General features: G+C 67.4%; 16 protein-coding genes. 6 read left to right on the top strand and 10 right to left on the bottom strand.

Annotation, left to right across the window (positions count from 1 at the left end; all coding sequences use genetic code 11):
* Positions 1 to 198: 198 nt before the first annotated feature.
* The 5 genes from XarbCFBP7408_RS06590 to rraA all read right to left on the bottom strand — a co-directional run bounded on the left by XarbCFBP7408_RS06590 (position 199) and on the right by rraA (position 6,703).
* Positions 199 to 2,031: an ABC transporter ATP-binding protein gene (locus XarbCFBP7408_RS06590; protein WP_104562277.1), complete on the bottom strand. Its 1,833-nt coding sequence runs from the start codon at positions 2,029 to 2,031 to the stop codon at positions 199 to 201.
* A 195-nt stretch (positions 2,032 to 2,226) separates the two neighbouring features.
* Complete coding sequence (locus tag XarbCFBP7408_RS06585) at positions 2,227 to 2,823, bottom strand: plasmid pRiA4b ORF-3 family protein (RefSeq protein WP_104562276.1); 597 nt, start codon at positions 2,821 to 2,823, stop codon at positions 2,227 to 2,229.
* 176 nt (positions 2,824 to 2,999) lie between these two features.
* A complete protein-coding gene (locus XarbCFBP7408_RS06580) occupies positions 3,000 to 4,265 on the bottom strand; it encodes a cation:proton antiporter (protein ID WP_104562275.1) in 1,266 nt (421 codons plus the stop codon).
* A 319-nt stretch (positions 4,266 to 4,584) separates the two neighbouring features.
* Entirely contained in the window at positions 4,585 to 6,261 is a 1,677-nt protein-coding gene (locus XarbCFBP7408_RS06575; protein ID WP_181106608.1) for a serine hydrolase, read from the bottom strand.
* Positions 6,203 to 6,703 (bottom strand): ribonuclease E activity regulator RraA, encoded by a 501-nt coding sequence (gene rraA / locus XarbCFBP7408_RS06570; RefSeq protein ID WP_104562274.1) that lies wholly within the window; start codon positions 6,701 to 6,703, stop codon positions 6,203 to 6,205. Before rraA ends, XarbCFBP7408_RS06575 begins: the two co-directional genes overlap by 59 nt.
* A gap of 279 nt (positions 6,704 to 6,982) precedes the next feature.
* Between rraA and XarbCFBP7408_RS06565 the strand changes: the two genes are divergently transcribed.
* Both XarbCFBP7408_RS06565 and XarbCFBP7408_RS06560 read left to right on the top strand, forming a co-directional pair.
* Positions 6,983 to 7,816 (top strand): DUF72 domain-containing protein, encoded by an 834-nt coding sequence (locus tag XarbCFBP7408_RS06565; RefSeq protein ID WP_104562273.1) that lies wholly within the window; start codon positions 6,983 to 6,985, stop codon positions 7,814 to 7,816.
* Between the two features lie 37 nt (positions 7,817 to 7,853).
* Positions 7,854 to 8,801: a DMT family transporter gene (locus XarbCFBP7408_RS06560; protein ID WP_104562272.1), complete on the top strand. Its 948-nt coding sequence runs from the start codon at positions 7,854 to 7,856 to the stop codon at positions 8,799 to 8,801.
* An 88-nt stretch (positions 8,802 to 8,889) separates the two neighbouring features.
* Here XarbCFBP7408_RS06560 and XarbCFBP7408_RS06555 read toward each other — a convergent pair whose 3' ends face one another.
* From XarbCFBP7408_RS06555 to XarbCFBP7408_RS06540, 4 genes are all read right to left on the bottom strand, one after another.
* Entirely contained in the window at positions 8,890 to 10,014 is a 1,125-nt protein-coding gene (locus XarbCFBP7408_RS06555; RefSeq protein WP_429001391.1) for a diguanylate cyclase, read from the bottom strand.
* A gap of 74 nt (positions 10,015 to 10,088) precedes the next feature.
* The gene (locus tag XarbCFBP7408_RS06550; RefSeq protein ID WP_104562369.1) at positions 10,089 to 10,811 is read right to left on the bottom strand and encodes a pseudouridine synthase; all 723 of its coding nucleotides are present in this window, start codon (positions 10,809 to 10,811) and stop codon (positions 10,089 to 10,091) included.
* Positions 10,812 to 10,859: 48 nt separating this feature from the next.
* The gene (locus tag XarbCFBP7408_RS06545; protein ID WP_181106616.1) at positions 10,860 to 13,256 is read right to left on the bottom strand and encodes a putative bifunctional diguanylate cyclase/phosphodiesterase; all 2,397 of its coding nucleotides are present in this window, start codon (positions 13,254 to 13,256) and stop codon (positions 10,860 to 10,862) included.
* 281 nt (positions 13,257 to 13,537) lie between these two features.
* Positions 13,538 to 15,454, bottom strand: a complete 1,917-nt coding sequence (locus XarbCFBP7408_RS06540) for a DEAD/DEAH box helicase (RefSeq protein WP_104562270.1) — start codon at positions 15,452 to 15,454, stop codon at positions 13,538 to 13,540.
* A 171-nt stretch (positions 15,455 to 15,625) separates the two neighbouring features.
* Between XarbCFBP7408_RS06540 and XarbCFBP7408_RS06535 the strand changes: the two genes are divergently transcribed.
* The 4 genes from XarbCFBP7408_RS06535 to XarbCFBP7408_RS22685 all read left to right on the top strand — a co-directional run bounded on the left by XarbCFBP7408_RS06535 (position 15,626) and on the right by XarbCFBP7408_RS22685 (position 17,521).
* Positions 15,626 to 16,126 carry an RNA polymerase sigma factor gene (locus tag XarbCFBP7408_RS06535; protein WP_104562269.1) on the top strand — a complete coding sequence of 167 codons (501 nt, stop codon included), beginning with the start codon at positions 15,626 to 15,628 and terminating at the stop codon, positions 16,124 to 16,126.
* 27 nt (positions 16,127 to 16,153) lie between these two features.
* Positions 16,154 to 16,801, top strand: coding sequence for a hypothetical protein (locus tag XarbCFBP7408_RS06530; RefSeq protein ID WP_104562268.1), 648 nt, complete (start codon positions 16,154 to 16,156; stop codon positions 16,799 to 16,801).
* Between the two features lie 160 nt (positions 16,802 to 16,961).
* Positions 16,962 to 17,204 carry an RNA-binding S4 domain-containing protein gene (locus XarbCFBP7408_RS06525; protein WP_104535850.1) on the top strand — a complete coding sequence of 81 codons (243 nt, stop codon included), beginning with the start codon at positions 16,962 to 16,964 and terminating at the stop codon, positions 17,202 to 17,204.
* Positions 17,201 to 17,521: a hypothetical protein gene (locus XarbCFBP7408_RS22685; protein ID WP_181106606.1), complete on the top strand. Its 321-nt coding sequence runs from the start codon at positions 17,201 to 17,203 to the stop codon at positions 17,519 to 17,521. The genes XarbCFBP7408_RS06525 and XarbCFBP7408_RS22685 overlap by 4 nt, the downstream gene beginning before the upstream one ends.
* A gap of 212 nt (positions 17,522 to 17,733) precedes the next feature.
* Here the strand turns inward: XarbCFBP7408_RS22685 and ubiM are convergent, their stop codons facing one another.
* A complete protein-coding gene (gene ubiM / locus XarbCFBP7408_RS06515) occupies positions 17,734 to 18,912 on the bottom strand; it encodes a 5-demethoxyubiquinol-8 5-hydroxylase UbiM (RefSeq protein WP_104562366.1) in 1,179 nt (392 codons plus the stop codon).
* Positions 18,913 to 19,037 lie beyond the last annotated feature (125 nt).

The following is a 19,037-nucleotide window of genomic DNA, read 5'->3' as shown; positions in this document are numbered from 1 at the left end:
AAGCCTCGTATGGCCGACCAGCGAGCGGCTTCGCCCCGCACCCTCACCCCACCCCTCTCCCGTATGCGGGAGAGGGACTAGATCTCGAGGTTACTACGCCCGCCTGCGACCTCTCGCATCGAGCACTCAAGCACTCAAGCACTCAAGCACTCAAGCACTCAAGCACTCAAGCACTCAAGCACTCAAGCATCGTTCGCCTCACCCATCCGCCGCAACAAATCCGCCGGTCTGCCGCGCCCACAGGCGTGCATACAGGCCGCCCTGCGCGATCAGTTGCGCATGCGTGCCGGTCTCGACGATGCGTCCGGCATCCATCACCACCAGCCGATCCATGCGCGCGATGGTGGAGAGGCGGTGCGCAATCGCAATCACCGTCTTGTTGCCCATCAACGCGTCCAGGCTGTCCTGGATCGCCGCTTCCACTTCCGAGTCCAGCGCCGAGGTGGCCTCGTCCAGGATCAGGATCGGCGCATCCTTCAGCAGCACGCGTGCAATCGCGATACGCTGCCGCTGACCGCCGGACAGCTTGACCCCGCGTTCGCCCACATAGGCATCGAATCCGCGCCGGCCTTCGCCATCCACCAGCGTGTCGATGAAGCCTTCCGCGCGCGCCTTGCGCACCGCTTCCAGCATCTGCGCGTCGCTGGCCTGCGGCCTGCCATACAGCAGGTTGTCGCGGATCGAACGATGCAGGAGCGAGGTGTCCTGGGTGACCAGGCCGATCTGTCCGCGCAGGCTTTCCTGGGTGACCCGGGCGATGTCCTGCCCGTCGATGAGGATGCGTCCCTGCTCCAGGTCGTACAGCCGCAGCAGCACGTTGACCAGGGTCGACTTGCCCGCGCCCGACGGCCCGACCAGGCCGATCTTTTCGCCGGCACGCACCTGCAGATCCAGCCCGGCGATCACCCCGCCGCGCTTGCCGTAATGGAAATGGATGTGTTCGAACTGCACCTGGCCGTGCGTCACCTGCAGCGGCACGGCATCGGGCGCGTCCTGCACCAGCACCGGCTGCGAGATGGTCTGCATGCCGTCCTGCACGCTGCCGATGTCTTCGAAGATGCCGTTGACCGTCCACATGATCCAGCCGGACATGTTGTGGATGCGGATCACCAGGCCGGTGGCCAGCGTGATCGCGCCGACGCTGATCTGGCCGCGGCTCCACAGCCACAATCCCAGCCCGCAGGTGCCCACGATCAGGAAGCCGTTGGCCACCGCGATGGCGGTATCCATCGTGGTGGTCACGCGCGTCTGCCCGCGATGCTTCACCGCCAGCTCGTCGATCGCATCGCGCACATAGGCCTGTTCGCGGCCGGCATGCGCGAACAGCTTGAGCGTGGAGATGTTGGTGTAGCCATCGACGATGCGACCGGTGGCTTTGGAGCGTGCATCCGATGCGATCCACGCACGCGCCTTCATGCGCGGCACGAAGAATGCCATCAGCGCGACATACACCACCAGCCAGATCAGCAGCGGCAGCATCAGCCACGGGTCGGCCTGCGCAAACAGCCACAGCGCACTGCCGGTATAGACCACGATGTACCAGAGCGCATCGACCATCTGCACTGCCGATTCGCGCAGCGAGGTCCCGGTCTGCATCACCCGGTTGGCGATCCGGCCGGCGAAATCGTTGTTGAAGAAGCCCAGGCTCTGCCGTACCACGTAGTTGTGCATCAGCCAGCGCGAGCGATTGCTCAGGCCCGGCACGATCGCCTGGTTGACCAGCAGATTGTGCAGCCCGGTGAACAGCGGGCGCGCCACCAGCGTGATCGCCGCCATCCAGAGCAATTCGCCGGCATGCCGGCGGAAGAAGTCCGCTCCCGGTCGCTCGGCCAGCATGTCGACGATGCGCCCGAGGAAGTCGAACATCGCCACTTCTACCAACGCCAGTAGCAGTCCGGCGATCAGCGTGGCCAGCAGGATCGGCCACAACGGCCGCAGATAATGCAGATAGAACCGCCACACGCTGCGCGGCGGCATTTCCCGCTCGATCGGCGGGAAGACATCGATCAGGGATTCGAACCAGCGGAACATCGCAGACGCTTTCGGGAAAAACCGGGAGATCAGGCTAGCCGATCGCGCGTCAAGCTGCAGTGGCGCTGGCGCCGGGCTGCTGCAGCATCACGCGCGGCAGGCTGCGATGCGCGCGCCAGGCAACCGGATCGATTTCGCTTGCCCAAGTCATGCATGGCCTGGGCGTCACTGCAGGTCATGCGGCGTCGGTCGCGCTCACTCGCGGACACGTGCGAGCAGGCGGTTGACCTCGACCAGATCGAAATGGCCCGGATCGAAGCGCCCGCCCAGGGTGGCCAGCTCCTGCACATGTTGCGCATGCTCCGGGTCGGCGATGATCCGCAGCAAGGCCTGGTAGCTGTCGATTCCTTCGCTGCTTTCCGGCGGGCAGGCATTGGCCCCGTCCACGCAACGGGCCGCGCGCAGGCTCGCGTCCGGTGGCAGGATGGCCTCGACCTGGACGCGGTGCCGCCAACCCGCGCCGGCGCCGTAGAAATAGTCGAACCGCTCCAGCTCGCCCACCGCGCTTTCGATGGTGACCCGGGCGGCATGCTTGAGCCGTGGCCGCTCCGGCACATCCAGCCCGGACTCGCCGTAGCGGCCGCCGCCCAGGTCGAATTCGTACGGATGCGCGCCGCTCCAGCCCAGCACCGCTTGCAATACACGATGCAGCGTGGCCAGGCGCAGCGATCCAGCCACCAGCACGCGGCGCCAGATCAACGGCGCGCTGTCCACCAGCGAAACATGCAGCTGATACACCCGCGCAGGCGCCGGCACCCCCTGCTGTGCAGCTTTCTTCTTGGTCTTGGTCATCGGGTCTTGGCTACCTGTGTGCGCTGCAAGAGTGCCGCGATGCTGCAGATGCCCGCAAGCAGCGCAACGCCGGCGCTTCGTACCGCAACAGGCTTCGGGGTCTCGAAGCGACCACACCGCGGCACAGGCGTGATGCGATGGCAGCTCGCGCGCCTTGGTGACGCACTGCAAGTGCCTTAGCGCTGCTGCAGGCCCGGCACCGCAGCGGTCGGGTCGGCATGGCGACGCATGATCCAGTTGAACAGCGGCGTGGCCATCAGCGTGGAGAGGATCGCCATCAGCACCAGCACCGAGAACAGGCCTTGTTCGATCACCCCGGCCTGCAACCCGATGTTGATGATGATCAGTTCCATCAAACCGCGTGCATTCATCAGCGAGCCGATCGCCAGCGCATCGCGGTTGCTCTCGCCGGTGATGCGTGCAGCGGCCCAGCACGCCAGTCCCTTGCCGATGAACGATGCGGCCAGAATCGCCACGCCGGCCAGCAGGATCTGCGGCTGCAGCAACACGCTCAGCTGCGTCTTCAAGCCGGAATAGGTGAAGAACATCGGCAGCAGGAACACCACCACGAACGGCTGCAGCATCCGGCGCAATTTTTCGGTCAACGCGCCCCTGGGCAGGCACACGCCGAGCAGGAAGCCGCCGAAGACTGCATGGATGCCGATCGCATCCATCGCCCAGGCGCTGAGGCAGAACAGCATCAGGATGACCGCCAACACGCCATTGCTCAGCGGTCGGTCCTGCACCACGTAACGCTCGAGACGACACAGCAGATGCCGGCCGACAAAGATCATGAACGCCGCATATGCAATGCCGCCGCCGATGGCCAGATAGGCGCTGCCCCAGTTGCCGCCAAAGCTGGCCAGCACCACGGCAAGAATGCACCACGCCGCCGCATCGTCGAACGCACCTGCAGTGAGTGCCAGCGTGCCCAACGGGCTATTGGTCAGCCCGCGCTCGTGAATGATGCGCGCCAGCATCGGGAAGGCGGTGATGGCGATGGCCGCACCCAGGAACAGCGAGGCCTCCATCAACTTGGCTTTTCCCGAGAACAGGCCCTCCACGTTGATCAGCCACGGACACATCGCGAAGGCCAATGCGAACGGCACCGCGATCCCGGCCAGCGACACGCTCATCGCGCTGCGATAGCGTGCGCGGAAATGCTCGCTGCGGAAGTCGGTGCCGACCAGGAACATGTACAGGCCCACGCCGAACTGCGCCAGCACGTACAGCACGTCCAGCGTCGGCCTGGGAAACAGCGCCGCCTGCACATCCGGCAGCAGCATGCCGAACAGCGACGGACCCAACGCCACCCCGGCAATCATCTCGCCCACCACCTGCGGCTGCCCCACCCGCTTGGCCAGCAACCCCACCAGACGACAGATCAGCAGGATCACCGCAGCCTGCAAGAAGAAATACACAGACATCTGCGGAGTGGTCATGCGTTGGGCAACATCCCTGAGAAGTGCGCGGATCATAACGAGCCGTGCCGGCCGGCGATAGCTATCGCGCAACGGGCGCCAAGGCGCCGGCGGGGGTCGGCAGGCCCACCAGCACCGGCAGGCGCGACCACGCGATGCCGGCGCGTCGAGCCCGGTTGCCGACGCGCGCCATCATCGACACCTCCTGCAGCGCGTACTGCGCTACCGACGGCACCCACGGCCACGCACCGACCTGGACCAGGCGTCGATGCTGCCGTGGCCGCCGGCCGCTACGCGCTCATAACAGCGGCCGCGCCCCGCTCGCAGGACGCGTGATGTATCACGTGTGCCCCGGTTGCTCCGCTGCCACCGGCGTCAATACCAGGTCCTGGAAATCGAAGCTGAAATCGGTCAGCGGCGAGATCGCCTCCATCCGCATCTCGCGCACCGCGCCATCCGGGGTCAGCGCGAAATTGACGAAAGCATCGGCATTCAGGCTGCGATCGTCCCAGCGCACGATGAAGCTGTCGTGCTGCCAATGCTCCAGCGTGCCGATCAATTGCGCGGTCTTGGAAAACTGCAGACGCAGGCGCTTGCCCTCCTGGCGGATCACCACATCGCCGTACCACGGGTCGCGATAGGTCGCCGCATAGCTGCGCAGCGGCAGCGACGGCGTGGAGCGCACTGCGCGTGCGTGCTGATGCTTCTTCCAGCTGGTGTCCGCATCGCCGTCGGCCTTGGACACCGCCTTGGCAAAGGCGGCGGTCCAATCGGTGGCCGGCACCTGCAGGAACGCATCCAGCACCTGCAGCGTCACCGCATTGAAGGCCGCACCGATCTCCTGATTGGTCAGCACCACCACGCCCAGCTGCTGCTCGGGCACCAGCGTCAGCCGCGACACCATGCCCGGCCAGCCGCCGGTGTGCCACACCAACCGATGGCCGCGGTAGTCGCTCAGGCTCCAGCCCTCACCATAGCCGGCAAAATTGGGGCGTGCCGCCGCCAGCTCCGGCACGGCCGGGTCGGCAATCGCAATCGGCGTGATCATCGACCACATCTCCTGCTGCCGTTTGGCACTGAACAGCGGCTTGCCATCGGGCAGGACGCCGCCGGCCAGTTGCACCTGCATCCACAACGCCATGTCGTGCGCGCTGGAATAGATGCCGCCGGCACCGGAGTTGTTGGACCAGGTCAGCGGCGCGACCGTGCGCAGCTCGGTGAAGTCGTATTTGGCATGGCCCACGGCCGCGTTGTCGCCCGGCTGCAGATGGTCGGCATTGAAGCGCGTGCCGCGCATGCCCACCGGGGCGAAGATGCGTTGCTGCAGAAACGCCGCATAGGTCTGCCCGGAGACCTGCTCGATCACCTTCTGCGCCACCGCGTACAGGATATTGTCGTAGGCGTAGCGATCGCGAAAACCGCCCTTCAACGGCACCTTGGACAGGCGCTGCACCACCTCGTCGGTGCTGTAGCTGGTGGTCGGCCAGAACAGCAGATCGCCCGCGCCCAGGCTCAGGCCGCTGCGGTGCGCGAGCAGATCGCGCAGACGCATCTCGCCGCTGACGTACGGGTCGGACATGCGGAACCACGGCAGGTGGTCGATGACCTTGTCGTCGAGCGAGAGCTTGCCCTCGTCGGCCAGGATCGACAGCGATGCGGCAGTGAAGGCCTTGGTGTTGGAGGCGATCGCAAACAGCGTGTCGGCCTGCACCGGCGCAGGCTTGCCGATCTCGCGCACGCCGTAGCCGCGCTCCAGCACCACCTGCCCATCCTTGACGATGGCCACCGCAATGCCGGGCACATCGAACTGCTTGCGCACGCGTTCCATCTGCGCGTCGAACTGCTGCATGCCGGCGGGAAGCTCGGCCGCCTGCGTCGTCGTCACCAAGCTCGCCAGCATCAGCACGCCTCCACTCAGCCATCGGTTCACGGTCACTGTCCCTCGTCCTCTCTTTCGCTCAGGTCGATCCGCCGGCACTGTCCAGCGACAGCGGCAGCGGTGCCACCAACACGCCATTGCCGTCGGCATACAGCCAATGGCCAGGCACGAAGGCCACGCCGGCAAAATTCACCGGCACATCCACATCGCCCAGATCGCGCCGCTCGGTGCGGCGCGGGCAGGCGCCCAGCGCCAGCACGCCCAGCGGCAGCGTGGCCAGGATCTCCACATCGCGCACGCAGCCGTGGATCAACACGCCGGCCCAGCCGTTGGCGACCGCCTGCATCGCGATCTGGTCGCCCAGCAGCGCGTGCTTCAACGAACCCTGCCCGTCCACCACCAGCACACGGCCGTCGCCAGGCGTGGAGGCCAGCTCGCGCACCCGCGAGTTGTCCTCGAAACAGCGCACGGTGACGATCGGCCCGGAGAATGCCGCAGCTGCGCCATAGGAGCGGAACAGCGGTTCGGCGATGCTCACCTCGGGAAAGCGGTCACACAGAGCGGGCGTGGTCCAGGTCATCGCTGCGGTCCGAAAGTGGCGATCTGCGATGGTAGCGGCATGGCCGCGTCCGCGTAAGCCGCCGATCGCCCAGCTGGCTGGCCGGGCGGTGCCTGCAGCGGGTGCGCAACGCCCGCATGCCGCCCCGCGCCAACAGCCGCGCCTGCCTGGCAGTACGCGCGAGCGGTTTGGCAGCCGCGGCTTCGCTGCGCAGCCGGCGGGGCTATCATCTGCGCGGCTTGCCACATCTGCGCGTCTTCGACATGCCGGGCGCGCGCTCACGCCAACGTGGAATCTGTCATGACCGATCTGTTCGCCGCCCCCCCGCCCGCGCTCGATGGCATCCACGTCGGTATCGGCGGCTGGGTGTATGCACCATGGCGGGCGGGGATGTTCTATCCGCAAGGGCTGGTGCAGCGCCGCGAGCTGGAGTATGCGAGCCGCCACGTCACCGCCATCGAGATCAACGGCACGTATTACGGGACGCAGCAACCGGCCACCTATGCGAAGTGGCGCGACCAGGTGCCGCCCGGGTTCGTCTTCTCGGCCAAGGCACCGCGCCGCATCACCCAGTCGCGCAGACTGGCCGGCACCCAGGCGCAGGTGGACGACTTCATCGGCGGTATCGTCGAGCTCGGCGATACGCTGGGGCCGCTGGTGTGGCAGTTCGAGCAGGGGCATCGGCTGCAGGCCGACGACCTGGACGCGTTCCTGTCGTTGCTGCCCGAACGTGCCGGCAAGCGCGCGCTGCGCCATGTGCTGGAAATCCGCGACCACGACGCAGTGGATGCCTCGCTGCTGGCATTGGTGCGCCGGCATGGGGTGGCCACGGTGTTCACCGATTCGGACGAGCATCCGTCCTTTGCCGATCTGTCCACCGACTTTGTCTACGCGCGGCTGATGCGCAGCCAGGCGCGCCTGCATGCCGGCTACCCGGCGCCGGCACTGGCGCGCTGGGCCGAGCGCATCCAGGCCTGGCGGCGCGGCGAGGTTGTGGCAGACCTGCCGCATGTCGATGCATCGACGCACGCCGCAGCCACGCCGCGCGAGGTGTTCGTGTTCTTCATCAGTGCCGCCAAGGAGCGCAATCCGGCCGCGGCGATGGCGTTGCTGCAGGCGTTGGGGTCGCGCTAGCAGGGGCGTTGCGTCGCGTCTTCGGCAACAATGGCGCATGCCCACGACCGACCTGCGCAAGGCGCAACTGCAAATCCATTTCTGCGTGCTGCTCTGGGGCATCACCGCGATCCTGGGCAAGCTGATCGCGCTGCCCGCGTTGCCACTGGTGTGGTGGCGCATGTTGATCGTGGTGGTGGCGCTGGCGCTGTTGCCGCGGGTGTGGCGCGGACTGCGCGGATTGTCCGGACGCGTGGTGCTGGGCTATTGCGGCATTGGCGCCTTGGTGGCCCTGCACTGGCTGACCTTCTACGGCGCGATCAAGCTGGCCAATGCCTCGGTGGCGGCGACCTGCATCGCGCTGGCGCCGGTGTTCACCGCCGTGATCGAGCCATGGGTGACACAGCGCCCCTTCCGCCCGCGCGAATTGCTGTTCGGCCTGGCGGTGTTGCCCGGCGTGGCGCTGGTGGTCGGCGGGGTGCCGGATGGCATGCGTGCCGGCGTGGTGGTCGGCGCGATTTCGGCGGTGTTCGTCGGCCTGTTCGGCTCGCTCAACAAGCGCATGGTGGCGCATGCCGACCCGCTCACCGTCACCGCACTGGAACTGGGCGCCGGCACGCTGACCCTGAGCGTGCTGGCGCCGGCCATGCCGGTGTTGCTGCCGTCGTTGCATGGCGACCTGCTGATCGTGCCCGGCCTGCACGACGGCGTCCTGCTGCTGGTGCTGTCGCTGGCCTGCACCTTGCTGCCGTTTGCGCTGGCGCTGGTGGCGCTACGCCATCTCAGCGCCTACTCGGTGCAGCTGGTGACCAACCTCGAACCGGTCTACGCCATCGTGCTGGCGATCGCCCTGCTCGGCGAGCAACGCGAGCTGGCCGTGCAGTTCTATCTCGGCGTGGCGATCATCCTCGGCGCGGTGTTCCTGCATCCGGTGCTGGAACGCCGGCGCAAGATCGTGCACCCGGAGCTGCTCGGCACTGCCGAGGCGAAAAACATCGTCGACTGACCGCACGGCGCAACCCACAAACGCCACCGTCGCAGCGGCCCAGGCCGCGACCGGCCTTGTCGATGACGCACCCGCGTGCGCACGCCACCTACCCCAACGCCACCACCTGGTCGCGTCCGCCACGCTTGGCCGCATACAGGGCCTGGTCGGCGCGCTTGATCACCGCCTCCACGCTTTCCTGCGGATGCAGCGTGGCCACGCCGATACTCACCGTCACCGGCAGCGCGATGGTCATCACCGCCACGCTCTGGCGCAGGTATTCGCACTGCACGCGCGCCTGCAGCAGATCCACGTTGGGCAGCAGCAGCACGAACTCCTCGCCGCCATAACGCGCAATGGTGCCGGCACCGGCCACATGCGCACGCAGCAACGCCGACAGTTCGCGCAGCACCACATCGCCCTGGTCGTGCCCATGCACGTCGTTGACGGTCTTGAAGTGGTCCACGTCCAGCAACGCCACCGACAACGGCTGGCCTGCCGCACGCGTCTGTTCCATGGCCGCGGCCAAGGCCACTGAAAACGCGCGTCGATTGGGCAAGCCGGTCAGCGGATCGGTGCGGGTCTGCTCGACCAGATCGGCATTCAGCGCATCCATTTGCGCGTAATAGCCGGCCAGCTGCTGCTCGTACCATTCGCGCTCTTGCAGTTGCTGGCGCAGGCGCTTGCCGGCCAGACGCAGTTCCAGCAGATGCGCGGCCTGCCGCGACAATGCCTGCAGGGCAGCACGCTGTTCTTCGCGCAGATGCGCCGGGGTCTGGTCGAAGACGCAGAGCGAGCCCAGCGCCATGCCCTCGCTGGTCACCAACGGCGCACCGGCATAGAAGCGGACCGCCGCGCTGCCGGTCACCATCGGATTGTCGTGGAAGCGCGGGTCGAGCAAGGTGTCGTCGACCATCATCACTTCGTCCGGGCGCAGGATCGCATGCGCGCAGAACGAGATGTCGCGCGATGCTTCGCTGCGCGGCGCGCCATGCGCGGACTTGAACCATTGCCGCTGTTCGTCCACCAGCACCACCGCCGCCATCTGCGTCTCGCACAGCGTGGAGGCAATCATGGTGAGGTCGTCGAAGGCACGCTCGGGCGGCGAATCCAGCACTTCGTACTGACGCAGCGCCGCAAGCCGCTCGGCTTCGTTGTCGGGCAATGTCGGTTTGATCACTCTGCCCGCTCCCCAGCTGGCTGTCGGCGGCGGAAGTATGACCGAGCCGGTCATGCACGGCCATCGGGTTGCGCCTGCGCAGCCGATGCAGCGTGCTGTTGCGGTTCAGTCCAATGCGCGAGAAAAGCTCACCAATCGGTGCGTTGCGGCAGCAGTCCGCGCAGTTCCGCATCGCTGAGGTTGCGCCACTGTCCGGGCTTGAGCGCGGCCAGCTTGATGTTGTCGATGCGCACCCGGCGCAGCTGGGTCACGCGGTAGCCGAATTCGGCGGACATCAGGCGGATCTGCCGGTTCAAGCCCTGCTCCAGCACGATGCGGAAGCCGAACTTGGCGATGCGCGCGGTGCGGCACGGCAACGTGGTCTCGTTGTGGATGCGCACGCCGCGCGCCATGCCGCGCAGGAATTCGTCGGTGACCGGCTTGTTGACCGCCACCAGATATTCCTTCTGGTGGCGATTTTCCGCGCGCAGGATCTCGTTGACGATGTTGCCGTTGCTGGTCATCAGGATCAGACCCTCGGACTCCTTGTCGAGCCGACCGACCGGGAAGATGCGCTGCTCGTGGCCGACGAAGTCGACGATGTTGCCCTTGACCGAACTCTCGGTGGTGCAGGTGATGCCCACCGGCTTGTTGAGCGCGATGTAGACATGCTTGCGGCCACCGGGCCTGCTGGCCGCGCGCGTGCGCAGCGGCTGGCCGTCCACCAGCACGGTGTCGTCCTCGCCCACCACCGCGCCGGTGCCGGCAGCCACGCCATTGACGGTGACCCGGCGTTCGCCGATCAGGCGATCAGCCTCACGGCGGGAGCAGAAGCCGGTTTCGGCGATGTATTTGTTGAGTCGGGTCGTCATCGGCCGATTATCGGCGATTTGGAGCGGCCCGCGTGCACCCATCTGCGATCAGGACAGCGCCAACAGCGGCTGCCCGGCATGCAGCAGCTCGTCCAGCGGGCATGGACGATGCAGGCTGAAACCCTGTACCTGGCCGACACCGGCCTCGCGCAGGCCGGGAATGTCCGCCTCCGACTCCACGCCCTCGGCCACCACTTCGATCCCCAGCGCCAGGCCCACCTGCGCGATCGAATGCACCGCCGCACGGTCCACCGCGTCGTGCGCGTAATTGCGCACGAAGCCGCAATCGATCTTGAGCACATCCACGGTGAATTGCTTGAGATAGCCGAACGAGGCCAGGCCGCTGCCGAAATCGTCCAGCGCCACATGGCAGCCGCGCGCACGCACGCTCTGCACGAAGCGCTGCGCATGCTCCAGATCGCCGATGACGGCGGTCTCGGTGATCTCCATGCACAGCTTGGGTACCAGGCTCGGGTAGCGCTCGAACAAGGACCACACGACATCGAGAAAATCCGGCTGCGCGATCGACTGCGCGGACAGGTTGACGTGGCACAGGTCCAGCGTGGCCACATGCATCGGGTTGGCCGCAAGCTGCGCGCACAGCGTTTCCAGCACATGCACGTCGACCATGCGCCCCAGGCCGTAGCGCTCCACCGCAGGCAGGAATTCGCCCGGGCTCAGCACCCGCCCGTCGCGCGCACGCATGCGCACCAGCACTTCGTACTGCAGGCGTTCCGGATCGCTCAACACCTGGATCTTCTGCGCATACAGCAGCAGCCGGTCCTCGGCGATCGCCTGCTGCACCGCGCTGATCCAGCCGCCGTCGTGGCGCCGCCGCGCCAGCGCCAGATCGTTTTCGCCGAAGCAGCGAATGCGGTTGCGGCCCTCTTCCTTGGCCGCATGGCAGGCCAGATCGGCGGCGGTCATCAAGGCATTGACGTCGCTGGCGCCCTGGCGGATTTCCACCACGCCGAAGCTGCAGCTCGGCGTCAGCGGCCGGCCGCCCTGATGGCTCCACGGCTGGCCCAGCACCGCATGCATGCGCTCGAGCAGGGTCTGCGCCTGCGCCAGATCGGTATTGGCCAGCAGGATCGCGAACTCGTCCCCGCCCAGCCGCCCCAGCCAGTCGCCGGGGCGCAACTGCATGGTGATCACGTCGGCGAAGTGGCACAGGAACTTGTCGCCCACCGCATGCCCGAAGGTGTCGTTGACCAGCTTGAAGTGATCCAGGTCGACGAAGCACAGCGCATGGCAGAGCTGCGGCGATTGCGGCGGCTCGATCAGGCGCAGCAGCCGGCGTTCGATCTCGCGGCGGTTGATCAGGCCGGTCAAGGCGTCGTGGCGCGCATGGAAGGCGACTTCATCGGCCAGCTCGTGCGCATGCGAGACGTCTTCGATCACCGCCAGCACCAGGGTCGGCTCTTCCGGGCCGGGCTCCACCAGCGACGCGCTCCAGCGCCCCCACATCACCCCGCCGTCTGCGCGCAGCAAGCGCCGCTCGCCGGACTGCAGCAGCGTCGGCCAGTCGATCAGGCCGCGGCTGTCCAGCGCGATGTGGTCCGGATGCATCACCTCGGCCAGCGTGCAGGCCTGCAGTTCCTCCGGCCGGTAGCGCAGGATGTTGGCCATCGCGGCATTGGCATCGAGCACGCGGCCGCGCAGGTCGAACTTGACCATGCCCAGCGCCGCCTGCTGGAACGCGGTGCGGAAGCGTCCTTCGTGCGAGAGCAGGTAGTTGCGGATGCGGCGCATCGCCAGCACGCAGGTGATCAACACCAGCAACAGGGTCGCCAGGCTGCAGACCACCATCACATCGTGCAGCAGCCGCGCGCAGCGGACCAGCAGCGCCTGGAACTGCGCCGCATCGCCGCGCATGCGGCGGTCGAGCAGGTGCAATTCGTCGCGCAGGGCCTGCAGCGCGCGCGGATCCGGGCGGCTGGCGGCCTGCACGGAGGCGGCCCGGTCGGCCAGGGCGCTCAGCTGCAAGAGGTCGGCGTCGGTGTGTTTCCACATCGCGATGGCGTCACCCAGATACGGAAAGACATGGCCGTAGCGATACAGACGCACCATTTGCGGCATGTCCTCACGGGCATTGCGTCCGGCGGCCAGCCCGGCATGGACCGCAGCCCAGTCGATCACCGGCTGCTCGACCGCCTCGCGTGCGGCGCGGTCGCCGAGCGGCACTTCCAGTGCGCGGCAGGCGGCCTGCAGGTCGGCCGGATCGCCGCTGCCCAGGTAGCGCTCCAGCCAGTACACCGACTCCTGCTGGGCATTGGACCAGTGGCTCTGGCCGACGATCCAGGCCGTTGCCCCGGCCTGGATCTCGATCACCAGCGCCGAGAGCACCGCCATGCCGACCGCCATGCCGATCAACAAGGCCAAGGGAAGCGTCAGCCAGCCGCGCACCAGGTGCATGGTCCGCCCACCGCTGTTGCCGCCTGCCATCTGCGCCGTTGTCATCCTCGCCCCCTCCTGCCGCCACCCAATGCGATTCAGGCGCCCAGCGGGCGCCTGAAGGCAGTAGCGGCCGCAACGGCGCAGTCTGTATGGCAACGCCGGCATGGCCGCGGCCGCGCGGAACTTAGCATGGCTAACAGGATGCCGCCGACGATCGCTGCGGCGCCGACGCATGACGCGCGTACACCGATATGCTTCAACCAACATAGCGACTGCGCCCCCGGCCGGATCGGCCGGACGGCCGCACGCCGCCGGGTCGTCAGCGGTACTTACTCGCCGCGGGGCTTGGGCGGGCCCTTGCGATGCGGCGCGCCGGCACGGTCCATCGGACGGTTCGGGCCATTCGGGCGACCGGACGGCTTGCCGCCGCGCGGGAAGCGCGGCTTGGACGGCGACGCGGCCGCCTCGCCTTCTTCCAGCTTGCGCATGTTGAGCTGCTGGCCGGACACCCAGACCTTCTTCAGGTGCGTCAGCAGCTCGCGCGGCATGTCGGCCGGCAGGTCCAGGATCGAATAATCGTCCTGGATGTCGATACGGCCGATGTAGCGGCTTTCCAGGCCGGCTTCGTTGGCGATCGCGCCGACGATATTGGCCGGCTTCACGCCGTGGCTGTGGCCCACTTCGATGCGGTAGCTCTCCATGCCGAACTCCGGCTCGCCACGCGCGGCGACCGGATCGCGACGCGGACGCTCGGCGCCCGCGCCATCACTGGCGAATGCCGGACGTTCCGCACGCGGCGGGCGTGCCGCGCGCTCGCCATCGGCACGCGGGCCACGCTCGAACTTCGGCTCGAAGCGAGGACGCTCGCCGCGATCGTTGCGCTCGCGCGGTGCGAATTCCTCGCGCGCGCCACGCACCGGCGGGGTCAGCAGGAACGGCGCATCGCCCTGCAGCAACTTGGCCATTGCCGCGGCGATATCGATCGCCGGCACGTTGTTCTCGCTCTCGTAGCGCTGCAGCAGATCACGATACATCTCGATCTGGCCACCGGCCAGGGTCTCGGTGATGCGGGTCATGAAACGGGCGACACGCGTGTCGTTCACCGCATCCACGCTCGGCAGCTGCATTTCTTCGATCGGCTGGCGGGTGGCGCGCTCGATCGAGCGCAGCATGCCCTTCTCGCGCGGGGTGACGAACAGGATCGCGTCGCCGTTGCGGCCGGCACGGCCGGTACGGCCGATGCGGTGCACGTAGCTTTCGGTGTCGTACGGGATGTCGTAGTTCAGCACATGGCTGACGCGCTCCACGTCCAGGCCGCGCGCGGCCACGTCGGTGGCGACCAGGATGTCGAGCTTGCCGTCCTTGAGCTGGGCGATGGTCTTCTCGCGGGCGGCCTGCTGCATGTCGCCGTTGATGGCCGCCGCGGCCATGCCGCGTGCCTGCAGCTTCTGCGCCAGCTCTTCGGTGGCGGCCTTGGTGCGCGCGAAGATGATCATGCCGTCGAACGGCTCGACCTCCAGGATGCGGGTCAGCGCGTCCAGCTTGTGCAGGCCGCTCACCCACCAGTAGCGCTGGCGGATATTGGCCGAGGTGGTGGTCTTGGCCGCGATGGTGACCTCGGCCGGGTCCTTCAGATAGGTCTGCGCGATGCGGCGGATCGCCGGCGGCATGGTCGCCGAGAACAGCGCCACCTGGCGCTTCTCCGGCAACTTCTTCAGCACCGCCTCGACGTCGTCGATGAAGCCCATGCGCAGCATTTCGTCGGCTTCGTCCAGCACCAGTGTCTTGAGCTGGGACAGGTCCAGCGTGCCGCGGTCCAGGTGATCGATCACGCGGCCGGGAGTGCCGACCACCACATGCACGCCGCGCTTGAGCGCGCTCAGCTGCTGCGCGTAGGGCTGGCCGCCGTAGACCGGCAGCACGCGGAAGCCGGGAATGGCTTCGGCATATTTCTGGAACGCCTCGGCGACCTGGATGGCCAGCTCGCGGGTCGGCGCCAGTACCAGCGCCTGCGGCTTGAGCTGGTTGAGGTCGGCGTTGGACAGCACCGGCAGCGCGAACGCGGCGGTCTTGCCGGTGCCGGTCTGCGCCTGGCCGAGCACGTCGCGACCGGCCAGCAGCGCGGGGATGGTGGCGGCCTGGATCGGCGACGGCGACTCGTAGCCGACGGCGGCAACCGCCTTCATCACAGCGTCTGAGAGGCCGAGGTCTGCAAACAGCAGCGGCGCGGGAGATTCTTGGGTCATTGGGTAACTCCGGAGGCGCCGCACGGAGCCGGCAGGCGCAAAGCAGCATAGTGTGCGCCCTCAGGCCCCCTGCTGTCGAAATTTTCGTGACAGTCCGTTCAGCTTGTGAGGATTCGCCCGCTGCGGCGAATCATCTCCTCGACCCTTGTCACTCCCCACCCGGCCGGAGCCATGTCCCTGGAAACAGACCTGCACACCCGCTTCAACGCCTTGCTGCAGCAGCACCGCGGCATCGTCCTGAAGGTCGCGGCCAGCTACTGCTGGAACCCGGACGACCGCGCCGAGCTGGCGCAAGACATCACCGTGCAGTTATGGCGCGCATTCCCCGGCTACGACGCCGGCCGGCGCTTTTCCACCTGGCTGTACCGCATTGCCTTGAACGTGGCGATCAGCGATCTGCGCGGCCGCAGCCGCGCGCCGCAGGACCCGCTCCCGCTGGAGGCGGTGGCCGACAGCCTCGCCGACCCGCTGGCGCGCGACCCGGCACACGCGCAGCAGGTCGCCGCACTCCACGGCTTCGTCGCCCAGCTGCCGCCGCTGGAACGCGCCTTGATGCTGCTGTACCTGGACGCGCACAGCTACCGCGAGATCGGCGAGGTGCTCGGCATCAGCGAGACCAATGTCGCCACCAAACTCAGCCGCCTCAAGGCGCGCATCCGCGCCGAACTCTGACCACCCACTTCGCCCAAGGAACATTCGATGGAACTCGACGACATGCAACGCGCCTGGCACGCGATGGAACACCGCCTGGATCAGCACGGCACGCAGATCGGCCACATCGTCGGCGAGGTGCGTAGCCACGCGGCGCGCACCAGCCTGCGCCCGCTGTGGCTGAGCCAATCCGCGCAATTGCTGTGCGCCGTGGCGCTGCACATCGTGATCGCACGCAGCTGGCTTGCCCACACCGATCAGGTTGCGGCGATCATCGGCGGCGTGCTGCTGCAGCTGTGGAGCAGTGCACTGGCGATCTCCGCACTACGGCAGCTGCAGCTGCTGGCGCAACTGGACTTTGCCGGACCGCTGCTGCCGACGCAGCGCGCGCTCGCGCAGCTGCGGCGCTGGCGCACGCGGGTGGCCCCGTGGCTGGGCGTGGCGTTCTGGGTGCTGTGGGTGGCCGTGGCCGACGCCGGCTGGCGCGGGCTGACCGGCCTGACCCTGCCGCACGACTGGCTGCTGCTCAATCTGCTGGTGGGCGTGCTCGGCGGCATCGGCACCTGGCTCGGCTATCGACGGCTGCAGCGCAAACGCCATCCGTGGCTGGAGCGCATCGACAACGCGCATGCCGGGCCCGGCGTCGTGCGTGCCGAAAGCATACTGGACGAGATTGCACGCTTTCGCCGCGAATAAGCGTGCCGACGCCGCACCGCGACGCCGGCGTCGTGCACGCCACTGGTGCGCCGGCGTCGCGCTGCAGCACCGACTCCACCTGCCGGCGCTGCGTTCGGCAAGGTGGTGTTGTCGGCTGCGACGGGCGGATAATCGCCGTCTTCCTGTCGCCGAGCGCACCATGCAATTTCTGGAATTCGACCTGGACGGCGAGTACATCGAACTCAACCAGTTGCTCAAGCTGGCCGGTATTGCCGACAGCGGTGGGCAGGGCAAGGCGATCGTCGCCAGCGGCGCGGTCAGCGTCGATGGCGTGCAGGAACTGCGCAAGACCGCCAAGATCCGCCCCGGCCAACGCGTGCAACTGGACGATGTGGAAATCCGCGTGCTGGCGCTGGACCCCGATGCGGAGCCTGCAGAATGAGCGTGGTGCAGGTCAGCTGGCGCAACATCGCGCCCTCGGCTGAAGACCCGGACCACGATGTCTATATTTTCTCGATCGACGCCGATTCACCCACGCCGTTCTGGTTCGAGCAGTCGATCCGTGGCGGTCACGCCGAGCGTGGCGGTTGCAGCATGCTGGCCTTGCACGAGCTGGAAGGCTGGCGCGGCGATTGGCGCGCAGACGTGACCAAGGCCGGCTGCGCCTGGGTGATTCCACTGCTGGAAGACGCCTTGCGCAGCGGCGATGCGCGCAGCGCGATCGATGCGATTCTTGCGCGGGTCAACGCGCCGGCCTGATGGCTGCGTGCCCGACTGCGGCGCGCCTGACGAAAGCCGACCTCATGCAAATCCGGCCTGATCGAGCCCATCCGATTGCCGAACGAGCACCCGCGAACGGGCCGCTGACCGCATTGCCCGCCCGCATGTCGAATACCGTTACAAGCCACTGCGCGTGAGGACCACAGCGCAGCGCTGCACGCACTGTGCCTCCCTGCTCCCACTTCGATACGTCAAACGCTGCGCTGGGTCAGATGCGCCGCAATCGCCTGCTTGAACGGCGCCACCGCATGCGCCGCACGCAAGGCACCACGTCGCAGCAGGCGGGCCGGCGCACGGTCGTCGGTATACAGCGCGGCCAATGCATTGGTCGCTTCATACAGCGGCCGCGTCGCCAGCCGGTGCGCCCGCTCGTAGCCCTGCAGCAGGGCCGCAGCCCCGATGTCGCGCCCAGCGGCGGCAGCGGCGCACACACGCTTGGCCAGGCGCGCCTGGCTCTGCAATCCGAAATTGAAGCCGTGCGCGGTGACCGGGTGCATGCCCACCGCCGCATCGCCGATCAGCGCGGCACGCTCGGCGATCAAGCGTTGCGCATAGGCCGCCACCAGCGGATAGGCATGCCGGCTGCCGTCCTGCTGCATCGGCCCGAGCCGATGCTCGAACGCCTCGGTCACCGCCGCACTGAAGTCCACCGCCTCCATCGCCAGCAAGGCCTCCACCTGTCGCGGCGGCAGGGTCAGCACCGCACCGGCCCGATTGCCCTGCAGCGGCAACAACGCCAGCGTCTTGCCGTAGCCAAACCACTCCCAGGCGGCATGCCCGTGCGGCAGCGCATGCCGCATCCGGCACACCAGCATGGTCTTGCCGAAATCACGCAGCTGCGCACCGATGCCGAGCAGGCGCCGGGTGCTGGAAAAGCGACTGTCGGCCGCCACCAGCAGGCGCGCCGATACCGTTTCCCCATCGGATAACTGCAGCACCACGCGGTCGCGCTGCTGCTGCACGGCCTGCAGCGTGCAGGCGCAGCGCATCTCCAACGCAGCTTGTGCCTGCAGCGCCTGCCAGGCCGCGCGACGGATCAGATGATTGGGCACCAGCCAGCCCAGATCGCCGGCACCACGCGCGGAGGCGGCGAAGGTCAGCGCGAAGTGCGAATGTCCGTCCATGACGCGGGCGTCGCGCAGCGGCGAGATCGCATCGGCGGGAAATTGCGGCCAGATGCCCAGTTGCTCCAGCAATGCACGCGAGGCATGGGTCAGCGCGATTTCGCGCCCGTCGAAGGCCGGCTCGGCCAGCTGCGCGCGTGGCTGCTGGTCGACCACCAGCACCGACAGGCCACTACCGGCCAACGACCGCGCAAAACTCAGGCCGACCGGCCCGGCACCAATGACTGCGATATCCACCGATTGCATGCAGCGCTCCTTCACCACCAAGACCCAGAGGAACTAGGGCCTGTTAACACATCCGAAGCCCATCAACGACCAGGACGAAGTTGAGGAATCCAAGGAACATGACGTCCAACTTCTCGAAGCGCGTG

This window comes from Xanthomonas arboricola pv. guizotiae (assembly GCF_002940205.1).
Lineage (GTDB): Bacteria > Pseudomonadota > Gammaproteobacteria > Xanthomonadales > Xanthomonadaceae > Xanthomonas > Xanthomonas arboricola_C.
Note: the sequence above shows the minus strand (reverse complement) of the source record. Positions and strands in the feature narration are given on the sequence as shown.